At 74.3% G+C, this 13,875-nt stretch carries 1 protein-coding gene (cut by a window edge); it reads right to left on the reverse strand.

Features of this window, described 5'->3' with window-relative positions; all coding sequences use genetic code 11:
• Positions 1–13,875, reverse strand: the end of a protein-coding gene (locus OG943_RS14005) for a type I polyketide synthase (protein ID WP_328610186.1). It continues 14,328 nt past the right edge of the window; only the last 13,875 of its 28,203 coding nucleotides appear in the window; its start codon lies beyond the right edge, outside the window — the gene reads right to left on this strand; the stop codon is at positions 1–3.

The raw sequence follows: 13,875 nt of genomic DNA on the forward strand, positions 1-13,875 counted from the left end.
TCAGTCGTACGACCGGTCGGACTGGCCGTTGAGCGCCGCCTGCACGAGGTCGTCGACCGCCATCGTGTCGATCGAGTCCCCGGTTCCCGGCTCGGTGCCGCCGGTGCCGTCTCCGGTGGCGCGGCCGGCCAGCCGCAGCAGTGGTTCCAGGACACCGATTTCCCGCAGCTGCTCCAGTGACACCGAACCCAGCAGGGCCCGGACGTCGATCCCGTCCCCGAGCAGGTTCCCGTCTCCCGCTTCGTCTTCGCCCTCGCCGCCCGGCAGCAGGCCCGCCAGGATGTGCTCGGCGAGCGCCACCGGCGTCGGGTGGTCGAAGACCAGCGTGGAGCCCAGGCTCAGCCCGGTCGCGGCGTTGAGCTGGTTGCGCAGTTCCACCGCGCCCAGCGAATCGAAGCCGAGGTCCCGGAACGCCTTCTCCTCGCCGACCAGCTCGACGTCGGGGTAGCCGAGCACTTCGGCCGCGCGGGCCCGGACCAGGTCGAGCACGGTCTCGAACCGGCGGCCGGCGGTGAGCTCGGCCAGCGTGGCCCGCAACGCGATCCCGGCGTCGGGCGCGGCCGCCGCCGAGGCGGCCAGCTCGGCGTAGCCCGGCATTTCCCGCAGCAGCGCGCTCGGCCGGGCCGTGGTGGTGAAGCGTCCCGCGTCGACGTCGGCGACCAGCACGGTCGGCTCGTCCTCCGTGACGACCTGCTTGAGCGCGGTGAACGCCAGTTCCGGGTCCATCGCGCCGATCCCGGTGCGCCGCGCCGCGTCCTCGGCCTTGCCACCGGCGGCCATTCCGCCGCCGCCCCAGGGCCCCCAGGCGATCGAGGTCCCGGGAAGACCGTGGGAACGCCGTCCTTCGGCGAGCGCGTCGAGCACGGCGTTCGCCGCGGCGTAGTTGGCCTGGCCGGGGTTGCCGACCGCGGCCGACGCCGAGGAGAACAGCGCGAACACCTTGAGGTCCAGTCCACGGGTCAGCTCGTCGAGCAGGCGGGCCGAGTCCACCTTCGAGCGGAAGACCGCCTCGAACCGGTCCGGGGTCAGCCCGTCGAGCACGCCGTCGTCGAGCACCCCGGCCGCGTGGACGACGCCGGTCAGCGGGTACTCCGCCGGGACGTCCGCAAGCAGGGCCTCGAGTTCGGCGCGATCGGCGACGTCGCAGGCGGCGACCGTGACCCGCACCCCGGTGGCGGCGAGTTCGTCCCGCAGCTCGTCGGCGCCGGGAGCGGCGGGGCCGCTGCGGCTGGCGAGCAGCAGATGCTCCGCGCCGTCACGGGCGAGTTTGCGGGCGAGGTGCGCGCCCAGCGCACCGGTGCCGCCGGTGACCAGGACCGTGCCGCCGGGCTCCCAGACCGGGGCGGGACCGTGGGCCGGGGCCGGCACCAGGCGTCGGCCGAACAGCGCCGACGGCCGGATGGCGACCTCGTCCTCACCGTCGAGCCCGGCGAGCACACCGGCGAACCGCTGCGCCATCCGCGCGTCGGGGACCTCGGGGAGGTCGACGAGACCGCCCCAGCGCTCCGGGTACTCCAGCGCGGCGACGTGGCCGAGACCCCATACGCCGGCCTGCTCCGGCCGCAGCGGGGATTCGTCGCGGCCCACCGAAATCGCACCCCGCGTGACGCACCAGAGCGGGGCGCCGATCCCGGCGTCGCCCAGTGCCTGGAGTGCGACGGCGGTCTGGGTGACCCCGGACGGCACGCCGCCACCGGGTTCCCGCAAGGCCAGCAGGGAGACCACACCGGTGAAGGCCCGGCCGGAAAGCCCGGCCAGCGCCTCGGCCAGTGTTGCCCGGTCCGATTCGGCCGGGACGTCGATCCGGACCACGTCCTCGCCCAGCGCACCGGCCGCGGCCGGAACCCACTCGTCGTCGCTCCCGGCGGGCACGAGCGCGAGCCAGCTGCCGGTGAGGCCGCCGGAAGCGACCGCGGTGACCGGCTTCCAGACGATGCGGTGGCGCCAGCCGTCGACGAGCGACTGGTCCTCGCGCTTGCGCCGCCAGTCCATCAGCGCCGGGAGCACCTTCGAGAGCGCGTCGCCTTCGACGTTCAAAGCCGTTTCCAGCGAAGAGAAGTCCTCGTTCGCCACGGCCGCCCAGAAGTCGCGGTCGCCGTCGGTGGCGGTGGGAGCGGCGGCGGTCTGGGCCACGGTCCAGAACCGCTGGTGCTGGAAGGCGTAGGTCGGCAGGTCCACCCGGCGGGAGCCGGTGCCGTCGAAGAAGCCGGTCCGCTCTTGCTTGCCAGTCCACTGTGGCTTGACGCCGTCGACGAACAGCCGGGCCAGCGCGCCGACCGCGGTCGTCTCCTCGTCCCGGTCCTTGCGCAGCAAGGAGATCACCTGCGCACCGGCGTCGCCGAGGCACTCGCGGGCCATCGCGGACAGCACCGCGTCCGGGCCGATCTCGAGGTACCGGGTCACGCCGTGGCCGGCGAGGGCTCGGACGCCGTCGGCGAACCGGACCGTCTCGCGGACGTGCTCGACCCAGTAGCCCGGGTCGCACACCCGCTCCGCGGCGGCCACTTCCCCGGTGAGGCCGGAGACGAGCGGCACCACGGGCGCGGCGTACGAGACACTCCGGGCGACCCGGTCGAAGTCCTGCAGCATGGCGTCCATATGAGGTGAGTGAAACGCATGGCTGACTCGTAAACGCCTAGTCTTTCGCCCCTCGGCGGCGAAGCGGGCGGCGAGCGCGGTCACCGCGCCGGTGTCACCGGCGATCACCACCGCGCGGGGCCCGTTGACCGCGGCGATCGCGACCCCGGCCGTAAGCAGCGGCGCGACCTCCTCCTCGGTGGCCTGCAGCGAGACCATGGCCCCGGTGCCGGGCAGCGCCTCCATCAGCCGGCCCCGCGCCGCGACCAGCGTGCAGGCGTCGGCCAGCGAGAGCACCCCGGCGGCGTGGGCCGCGGCGAGCTCGCCGATCGAGTGCCCGGCGACGAAGTCCGGCTCGAGGCCCCACGACCGCACCAGGCGGTAGAGGGCGACTTCGACGGCGAACAGCGCGGGCTGGGTGTAGCCGGTCCGGTCGAGCAGCTCGGCTTCCTCGGTCGCCGGCCCGGCGAACACGAGGTCGCGCAGCGGCCGGTCCAGTTCGGACTCCAGGTGCGCCAGCACCGCGTCGAAGGCGTCGGCGAAGACCGGGAACCGGCGGTACAGCGCCGCGCCCATCCCGGGCAGCTGGGAACCCTGGCCGGAGAACAGGAAGGCGGTCTTCCCGGCGCGCCCGGCGGTGCCGCGCAGCGCGAGCGACGAGGTGTCGCCCCCGGCCAGCGTCGCCAGCCCGCTGAGCAGCTGATCACGATCGCCGGCGACGACCGCGGCCCGGTGCTCGAACACCGAGCGCGTGGTCGCCAGTGAGAACGCCACGTCCGCCGGGGTCAGCTCCGGTTGGGCCCGGAGCCGGGCGAGCAGCGCGCCCGCCTGCTCCCCCAGCGCGGCCGGCGTCTTGCCGGACAGCACCACCGGGACCACCCCGGTTTCGGCGGGTTCCGCTGCTTCGGCGAGGTCCGGCGCCTGCTCCAGGATGAGGTGCGCGTTGGTCCCGCTGGCGCCGAACGACGACACCGCGGCGCGGCGCGCCCGCCCGGAATCGGGCCACCGGACGGCTTCGGTGAGCAGCTCGACCGCGCCGGCCGTCCAGTCCACATGGGACGACGGCGCGTCGACGTGCAGGGTGCGGGGCAGGACGCCGTGCCGCATGGCGAGCACCATCTTGATCACGCCCGCGACGCCGGAAGCGGCTTGGGTGTGGCCGATGTTGGACTTGACCGAGCCGAGCCGCAGCGGGGTCTCCCGATGCTGCCCGTAGGTCGCGAGCAGTGCCTGCGCCTCGATCGGGTCGCCCAGCGCGGTGCCGGTGCCGTGCGCCTCGACCGCGTCGACGTCGGCGGCGGCGAACCCGGCGTTGGCCAGCGCCCGCCGGATCACCCGCTGCTGCGAGGGCCCGCTCGGGGCGGTCAGGCCGTTGGACGCGCCGTCGGAGTTGATCGCCGAACCGCGGACCACGGCCAGCACGTGGTGGCCGTGGCGCCGGGCGTCGGAGAGCCGTTCGACGACGAGCATGCCGACGCCCTCGGACCAGCCCGTGCCGTCCGCGCTGTCGGCGAAGGCTTTGCAGCGGCCGTCCGCCGAAAGCGCGCCCAGGTCGCCGAACTCGATGAAGTTCGTCGGGGTGGACATCACCGTGACCCCGCCGGCGATCGCGATCGAGCACTCCCCCGTCCGCAGCGCCTGGGACGCGAGGTGCAGCGCCACCAAGGAGGACGAGCAGGCGGTGTCGACCGAGACCGTCGGCCCTTCCAGGCCGAAGGTGTACGCCAGCCGTCCGGACAGGAGGCTCGCGGACTGGGCGGTCTGCCACTGCCCGAACTCCTCGGCGTCCGGCCGGTAGTCGCCGCTGCCGCCGCCGATGAACACGCCGGCGTCAGTGCCGCGGAGCCCGGCCGGGTCGATCCCGGAACGCTCCAGCGCCTCCCACGCCGCTTCGAGCACCAGCCGCTGCTGCGGGTCCATCACCATGGCCTCGCGCGGCGAGATGCCGAAGAAGGCCGGGTCGAAGTCTCCGGCGTCGTAAAGGAAACCACCGCCGGTCGCGACCGTGCTGCCTTCACCGTCGCCAGCGAGGGCTTCGAGAGCCCAGCCGCGGTCGGCGGGCAGCGAGCCGACCGCGTCGACCGCGTCGTCCACCAGCCGCCAGAGGTCCTCCGGCGAGCGGACCCCGCCGGGGTAACGGCAGCTCATGCCGACGATGACGACCGGATCGTCTTCGGCGGCGCGAAGGTCGGCCACCGGGACGTCGGCGGCGGTCTGCTCGTCGAGCAGTTCGGACCGCAGGTACGCGGCGAGCACGGCCGGGGTCGGGTGGTCGAAGGCCAGCGTCGCGGGGAGCGTGAGCCCGGTCGCGGTGGTGAGCTGGTCTCGCAGATCGACCGCGGTCAGCGAGTCGAAGCCGAGGTCCTTGAACGCCGCGTCGACCTCGACGGCGCCGGCACCGGCGTGTCCCAGTACGGCCGCGACCCGGTCCCGCACCAGGCCGAGCACTTCGGCCTCGCGCCCGGCCTCGGACAGGCCGCGCAGCTTCTGCCGGAGCGGGGTTTCGGACTCGGCGTCCTTCGCCGGTACGAGCACCACGCGGGCCTCGGGCAGCTCGTCGAGCAGGGCGCTCGGCCGGTGCGTGGTGAAGGCCGGCGCGAACTTGTCCCACTCGACGTCGGCGATGACCACCGCGGAATCGCCCGGGTCGGCGAGCGCGTGGCCGAGCGCGGTGAGCGCCAGGTCCGGGTCGATGGCCGGGACACCGTTGAGGCGCAGGTGCCCGGCCAAGCCTTCGGGAACGCCGTCGGCCCAAGCGCCCCAGGCGATCGAGAGCGCCGGGGCGCCGCGGTCGCGCCGGTGCCCGGCGAGGGCGTCCAGGCGGGCGCCGACGGCGGCCTCGGTGCCGCGCCCGGCGGAGCCCCACACCCCGGCGACCGTGGTGAACAGGACAAACGCGTCGAGCGGACGGTCGCCGAGGAGCGCGTCCAGGTTGACCGCCCCGGCGACCGCCGCGTCGATGTCGGCGGCCTGGTCCCCGGTGAGGGCGCCGGGCTCGCCGTCGGCGTGGATCACCGCGCTGAGTCCATCGATCGATTCCAGCACCGCGGCGAGCGCGTCGCGGTCGGCCGGGTCGCACTGGGCGAAGTTCACTGTGGCGCCAAGCGCTTCCAGGTCTCCGGCCAGTTCGGGCGCGAGACTGCCGTGCTTCGCGGTGAGGACGAGATGGTCGGCACCTTCGGCCGCCAGCCAGCGGGCCACGCGGGCGCCGACGGCCCCCGTGCCGCCGATCACCAGGACGGTGCCCTCCGGCGCCCACGAGCCCGTCGCCTCGCCCGCCGCCCGGACCAGGCGACGGCCGAAGATCCCGGAAGCCCGGACGGCCACCTGGTCCTCGGGCCCGGCCAGCGCCGCGGCGAACCGTTCGGCCGTGCGGGCGTCGAGCGAGCCGGGCAGGTCGACGAGGCCGCCCCAGAGCCGCGGGTTTTCCAGCGCCAGCACCCGGCCGAGTCCCCAGATCGCGGCCTGGTCCGGATGGACGGCGTGGTCGGCGCGGCCGATCGCGACCGCGCCGCGGGTGACGCACCGGAGCGGGGCGTCGATGCCCGCGTCGGACAGCGCCCGCAGCAGCACGGCCGGCCAGGCCTGCGGGACGAACGACACGACTCCGGCGAACCCGCCGGAACCCTCGTGCGCCTCGATGAGCCGAGCGGTGATCGCGGAGGCATCGGTACCGATTTCGATCCGGACCACGTCGCCACCGAGCGCCCCGAGGGCGGTGGTGAGCCACGGGTCGGTGTCCTCGGGTGCGGTGTTCTCGGGCAAGAGGGCGAGCCACCTTCCCGGCCCGGCCTGCGCCGCAGCGGTCAGCGGCTTCCAGCTCACCCGGTAGCGCCAGCCGTCCACAACGGACCGATCCTGGCGCTTACGCCGCCAGGCCGACAGCGCCGGCACCACAGTGGACAGTGAGTCGTCGTCGAGGTCGAGCGCCGTCGACAGCGAAGAAAGGTCCTCCCGCTCCACGGCCGACCAGAACTCGGCGTCGGCCGGATCCCCGGCCACCGGCCCCGTGACCAGCGGGACCTCCGGCCAGAACCGTTCGTGCTGGAAGGCGTAGGTCGGCAAGGTGACACGCCGGGCACCGGTGCCGTCGAAGAACGCGCTCCAGTCCACCGGCACGCCGCGGACGTGGAGTGCGCCGAGCGCGGCGGAGATCGTGGCCTCCTCGTCGCGGTTCGCCCGCAGCAGCGGCACGGCCGGGAACTCCGCGCCGTCGTCGTGGACCTGCGCGGCCATCGCGGCCAGGATCCCGTCCGGCCCGACCTCGACGAGCGTGCTGACCCCGGCCTCGCGCAGGGCCAGGACCCCGTCGGCGAACCGGACCGTCTCCCGGACGTGGCGCACCCAGTACTCCGGCGAGCAGAGCTGCTCGGCGGTGGCCGTGGCGCCGATCAGGTTCGACACCACCGGGATCTTGGGCGCTGCGAAGGAAAGTCCTTCGACCACGTGGCGGAAGCCGTCGAGCATCGGGTCCATCAGCGGCGAGTGGAAGGCGTGGCTGACCCGCAGGCGCTTGGTCTTGCGGCCGTCCGCGGCGAAGCGCTCCGCGATCGCGAGCACTTCGTCGGCGTCCCCGGCGAGGACCACCGCGCCGGGCCCGTTGACGGCAGCGATCGAGACCCGCTCGGTCAGGTGCCCGGCGACCTCGGCTTCGCCGGCCTGGACGGACACCATGGCCCCGCCGGCGGGCAGCGCCTGCATCAGGCGTCCCCGGGCGGCGACGAGCTGCACCGCGTCGGCCAGGGAGAGCACCCCGGCGACGTGCGCCGCGGTGATTTCGCCGATTGAATGCCCGGCGACGTGGCCGGGCCGGACGCCCCAGGACTCCAGGAGCCGGTACAGCGCGACCTCGATCGCGAACAGTGCGGGCTGGGTGTACCCGGTCTCGTCGAGCAGCTCGGCGTCGGCGCCCCAGACGACTTCGCGCAGGGGCCGGTCGAGCTCAACGGCGAAGTGCGCGAAGACCTCGTCCAGTGCCGCGGCGAAGACCGGGAACCGTGCATACAGCTCGCGCCCCATCCCCGGCCGCTGGGAACCCTGGCCGGAGAACAGAAACGCTGTCCTGCCCTCGGCTACCCGGCCCCGCGCGGATTCGACCAGGCCGTCCGGGCCCGCCAGCAGCACCGCGCGGTGCCCGAAGGCGGCGCGGCCGGTCGCGAGCGAGTACCCGACGTCCACAGTGGACACATCAGCGCCCGCGGCGAAGGCGGTGAGCCGGGTGATCTGCGCTTCCAGCGCGTCGCGGCTCTTGCCGGAGACGACCCACGGCACGACCGACGGGGTGACCGGGGCTTCGGCCGCCACCACCGGCTCCACCGCCGGGGCCTGCTCGATGATCACGTGGGCGTTGGTGCCGCTCACGCCGAACGCGGAGATCCCGGCCCGCCGGGGCCGCCCGGTCTCCGGCCAGTCCTCCCGCTCGCGCACCAGGGAAACCGCGCCGGCCGCCCAGTCGACGTGCGAGGTCGGCGCGTCGAGGTGGAGGGTCTTCGGCAGCACGCCGTGGCGCATCGCCATGACCATCTTGACGATCCCGGCGACGCCGGCGGCGGCCTGGGTGTGCCCGAGGTTCGACTTGACCGCGCCCAGGCGCAGCGGCTCCTCGCGGTCGCGGCCATAGGTCACCAGCAGCGCGTGGGCCTCGATCGGGTCGCCCAGTGTGGTGCCGGTCCCGTGCGCCTCGACCGCGTCGATCTCGGCCGGGGCCAGCCCGGCGTCGGCGAGCGCGCCGCGGATGACCCGCTGCTGTGACGGGCCGTTGGGCGCGGTGAGGCCGTTGGACGCGCCGTCGGAGTTGATCGCGGAGCCGCGGACCACGCCCCAGACCTCGTGCCCGTGGGCGACGGCGGCGGAAAGCCGCTCCAGCACCAGAACCCCGACGCCTTCGGACCACGACGTGCCGTCGGCCCCGTCGGCGAAGGGCTTGCAGCGCCCGTCGGGGGCGAGGCCGCTCTGGGCGCTGAACTCGACGAACGAATCGGGGCTGGCCATCACCGACACGCCGCCGGCCAGCGCCAGCGAGGCGTCGCCGTCGCGCAGCGCCCGGGACGCCCAGTGCAGGGCGACGAGAGCGGACGAGCAGGCGGTGTCGACGGTGACCGCCGGGCCTTCCAGGCCCAGTGCGTAGGAGAGCCGGCCGGACATCACGCTGGCGGTGTTCCCGGTGGCGACATGGCCTTGGACGTCGGCGGCGGCTTCCCGCAGCAGGCTCGGGTAGTCCTGGCCGTTGGTGCCGATGAAGACCCCGGTGTCGCTGCCGCGCAGCGCGGCCGGGTCGATCCCGGCGCGCTCCAGCGCTTCCCAGCTCGTCTCGAGCAGGAGCCGCTGCTGCGGGTCCATCGCCAGCGCTTCCCGCGGCGAGATGCCGAAGAACCCGGCGTCGAAGTCGGCCACCCCGGTGAGGAAACCGCCTTCGCGGGTGTCGGACGCCCCGGCGGCGAGCGCGTCGAGGTCCCAGCCGCGGTCGGCCGGGAACGAGGAGATGCCGTCGCGGCCCTCGGCGAGCATGAGCCAGAGGTCTTCCGGTGAGCCGACCCCGCCCGGGAAGCGGCAGCCGATGCCGACGATGACGACCGGGTCGTCGGCGGCCGCCCGGGAGACCGCGGCCGGGACGACCGGCTCGCTGATCGAGCCGAGCAGCTCCGCGAGCAGGAACTCCGCCAGTTCGGCGGCGGTCGGGTAGTCGTAGATCATCGACGCGGGCAGGCTCAGCCCGGTGGCCGCGGCCAGTGCGTTGCGCAGTTCGATCGTGGTCAGCGAATCGAACCCGAGGTCCTTGAACGCCCGGTCGGCTTCGATGGCACCCGCGTCGGTGTGGCCGAGCACCCCGGCGATCCGGGCCCGCAGCAGGTCGAGCACGAACGGGCCGCGTTCGGCGGCGGGCAGGGTGCCCAGGTGACGGCTCAGCGCCGGTTCGCCCGGGTCTTCGGCCGTCTGGAGCCGCTTGACCTCAGGCAGATCGGAGACGAACGGGTTCGCGCGCAGAGTCGTGAACGCCTCGGCGAACCGGGCCCATTCGATGTCCACCACGGCGACGGTCGCGTCACCGAGCTCGATCGCCCGCGCCATCGACGAGATCGCGAGGTCCGGCGCCAGCAGGCCGAATCCGCCGCGCCGCATCCGGCTTTCGAGGGAGGGACCGTCGGTGACCATGCCGCCGTCGGCCCACGGGCCCCAGGCGATCGACGTCGCGGCGAGCCCGAGGAAGCCGCGGTGCTCGGCCAGCGCGTCCAGCGCGGCGTTGGCCGCGGCGTAGTTGCCTTGCCCGGCCGCGCCGAGAGTGCCGGCGGTGGAGGAGAACAACACAAACGCCGACAGCTCGGTCTCCCGGGTCAGCTCGTCCAACGCCTGGGCCGAAGCGACCTTCGACCGCCAGACGCCGGTGAACTTCTCCGGCGTCAGCGCGTCGACGACGCTGTCTTCGACCACACCGGCGGTGTGGAAGACGGCGGTGATCGGGAAGCGGTCGAACACCGAAGCCAGCGCGTCCCGGTCCGCCGCGTCGCCCGCGACGATCGTGACCTCGGCGCCGAGGCCGCTCAGCTCCTCGTGGAGGGCGGCGGCGCCCGGGGCGTCCGGGCCGCGGCGGCTGAGCAGCACGACGTGGTCGGCGCCGCCGCCGGCGAGCCAGCGGGCGACGTGCGCGCCGAGCCCGCCGGTGCCGCCGGTGACCAGCGCGGTGCCCGAAGGCGTGAACGTCGCCGCCTGGTCGTCGCCGGCCGGCCGGTGGGCCAGGCGGCGGGCGAAGACGCCCGAGGCCCGGACCGCCACCTGGTCCTCGGTGCCGCCCAATACGATCGCTAGGCGGTGCGCGGTGGCCGGGTCGAGCTCGGCCGGGAGGTCGGCCAGGCCGCCCCAACGGTCGGGGTGCTCCAGCGCGACCACACGGCCGAGGCCCCACACCCCGGCCTGGACCGGATCGGCGATCCGGTCGGACCGGCCGATGGAGACCGCGCCGCGGGTGACGCACCACAGCGGGGCAGTGATCCCGGCGTCGCCGAGCGCCTGCACGAGGAGCGTGGTCAGCGTCAGTGCCGCGGGTGCCTCGGCACTGCCGGAATTACCCAGCGCCGCAAAGGAAAGCACGCCGGCGAACCCGGTGCCGAGTCCACGCAACCGGTCGGCGAGCGTGCCCCGGTCCCCGTCCAGCTCGAACCGGACCGTCTCGGCGCCCGACCCGGTGACGGCGGTGTCGACCCAGCCGGCGTCGGCGCCGGGGGCGGTGACGACCAGCCAGGTGCCGGTTGGGCGGCTCGCGGCGTCGGCGGGCAGCGGCTTCCAGCCGACCCGGTAGCACCATTCGTCCACTGTGGACTGTTCACGGCGGCGCCGGCGCCAGGCGGACAGCGCGGGCACCATCGCGGTGATCGTGGTGTCGTCGAGGCCGAGGGTGGCCGCCAGCGAAGCGAAGTCCTCCCGTTCGATCGCGGCCCAGAACCCGGCGTCGGCCGGGTCGGCCTGGCCGGCGGCTTCGGTCTCGCCGGGCTCGGGCCAGAAGCGCTCGTGCTGGAACGGGTAGGTCGGCAGGTCCACCCGCCGCGCCCGCGAACCGGCGAAGAACGCGGCCCAGTCCACCGTGACGCCGTGGACGTGCAGGCGGGTCAGTGCCGCGGTGAGCGCGGCGACCTCGGCCCGGCCGCGGCGCAGCGCCGGCGCCAGCACGGCGCCGGGCTCCTCGCCGAGCACCGGCTGGGCCATGCCGGACAGCACGCCGTCGGGACCGAGTTCGGCGAACGCGGTGACGCCCTCGGCGGCCAGCCGGCCCACGGCGTCGGCGAACCGCACGGTGCCGCGGACCTGCCCGGCCCAGTAACCGGGGTCGGCGAGCTGCTCGGCGGTGGCGAGCGTGCCGGTCACGGTGGACACCAGCGGGATCACCGGCGCGTGATAGGTGACCCGCTCGGCGGCCCGGGTGAACTCGGCCAGCATCGCGTCCATGCGGTGCGAATGGAAGGCGTGGCTGACGGTGAGCCGCTTGGTCTTGCGGCCGTCGGCTTCGAACCGCGCGGCGAGGGCGAGCACGTCCTGCTCGTCGCCCGAGACGACCAGCGAAGCCGGGCCGTTGATCGCCGCGATCGAAACACCGCCGGTCAGCTGCGGAATGACCTCGTCCTCGCTCGCCTCCAGCGAAACCATCGCCCCGCCCTCGGGCAGGGCCTGCATCAACCGGCCCCGGGCGGCCACCAGCGCGCAGGCGTCTTCGAGGGAGAAGACGCCGGCGGCGTGGGCGGCGGCCAGCTCGCCGATGGAGTGCCCGGCCAGGTAGTCCGGCCGGATGCCCCAGGATTCGACGAGCCGGAACAGCGCTACTTCGAGGGCGAACAAGGCCGGCTGGGTGTAAGCGGTGGTGTCGAGCAGCCCGGCCTCGGGCGTGCCTTCCGCGGCGAAGACGATCTCGCGCAGCGGCCGTTCGAGGTCCCGGTCGAAGCAGGCCAGCACGGCGTCGAAGGCTTCGGCGAAGACCTCGAACCGCTCGTAGAGCTCACGGCCCATGCCCGGCCGCTGGCTGCCCTGCCCGGTGCACAGGAACGCGATCCGGCCGCGGGCCGGGGTCCCCTGGACGAGGCCGCCGTCGGGGGCCTGGTCGCGCAGCGCGGTCAGGCCGCGGACGAGGTCTTCGCGGTCGAGGGCGATCAGCGCGGCGCGGCGTTCGAAGCTCGACCGCGCGGTGGCCAGCGAGAACGCGAGGTCGGCCGGCTCGGTGTCGGGCCGGTCCCGCAGCAGGTCGAGCACTCGCGCGGCCTGATCGCGCAGGGCCCGGTCGGTCCGCCCGGACAGCAGCACCGGCACGGGGCCCGTGACCGGATCGCGCGCCGGGACGTCGACCGCGGGGGCCTGTTCGAGCAGGGTGTGGACGTTGGTGCCGCTCAGCCCGAAGGAGGAGACGCCCGCCCGGCGCGGACGGCCGGAGCCGGGCCACTCGACCGGCTCGGTGAGCAGCCGGACGGCGCCGGAAGACCAGTCCACATGCGACGACGGCTCGTCGATGTGCAGGGTCTTCGGCACCACACCGTGGCGCATCGCCAGGACGGCCTTGATCACGCTGGCGACACCCGAAGCCATCTGCGTGTGCCCGATGTTCGTCTTGACCGAGCCCAGCAGCAGGGGGCGTTCGCGGTCCTGCCCGTAGGTCGCGAGGATCGCCTGCGCCTCGATGGGATCACCGAGCGCGGTGCCGGTGCCGTGGCCTTCGAGCACGTCGACGTCCGAAGTGGACAGACCGGCTTCGGCCAGCGCCTGGCGGATGACCCGCTGCTGCGAAGGACCGTTCGGGGCGGTGAGGCCGTTCGACGCGCCGTCGGAGTTGACCGCCGAACCGCGGACCACCGCCAGGACCTCGTGCCCGTTGCGCACCGCGTCGGACAGGCGCTCGACGAGGACGAGGCCGACGCCCTCGGCGAGGCTCATCCCGTCGGCCGCTTCGGCGTAGGCCTTGCAACGGCCGTCCGCGGCCATCGCGCGCTGCCGGCTGAACCCGACGAACGCGTTCGGGGTGGACATCACGCTGACCCCGCCGGCCAGCGCGACCGAGCTCTCCCCGCTGCGCACCGACTGGCAGGCCAGGTGCAGCGCCACCAGGGACGACGAGCACGCGGTGTCGAGGGTGACCGCCGGGCCCTCCAGCCCGAACAGGTAGGCGATCCGCCCGGACAGGATGCTGGACAGCGTGCCGGTGACCATGTGGCCCTCGGAGCCGTCCGCGCCGCTGTCCCCGGCGGAGCTGTAGTCCTGGTAGCTGGCGCCGATGAAGGTGCCCGCCCGGCTGCCGCGCAGGGTGGCCGGGTCGATTCCGGCCCGCTCGAAGGCTTCCCACGCCGTCTCCAGCAGGAGCCGCTGCTGCGGGTCCATCGCCAGCGCCTCGCGCGGGGAGATCCCGAAGAACCCGGGGTCGAACTCGGCGACGTCGTGCAGGAACCCGCCTTGGGTCGAGTAGGTCTTGCCGGAGCTGTCCGGATCCGCGTCGAAAAGGCTGTCGCCGTCCCAGCCGCGGTCGGCAGGGAAGCCGGAGATGGCGTCCCCGCCGCGGACGACCAGGTCCCAGAGGTCTTCCGGGGAGCTCACGCCGCCCGGGTAGCGGCAGCTCATCCCGATGATGACGATCGGGTCGTCGAGGCCGGACCCCGGTGCCGCCGGGGCGGCCGTCACGACCTGGGTCCCGGCGATCCCCGAGCGGAGGAACGCGGCGAGCGCCAGCGGGCTCGGGTAGTCGAACACCATCGTGCTCGGCAGGCTCAGCCCGGTGGCGGCGGCGAGCCGGTTGCGCAGGTCCACGGCGGTGAGCGAGTCGAAACCGACGTC

The organism is Amycolatopsis sp. NBC_00345, from assembly GCF_036116635.1.
Lineage (GTDB): Bacteria > Actinomycetota > Actinomycetes > Mycobacteriales > Pseudonocardiaceae > Amycolatopsis.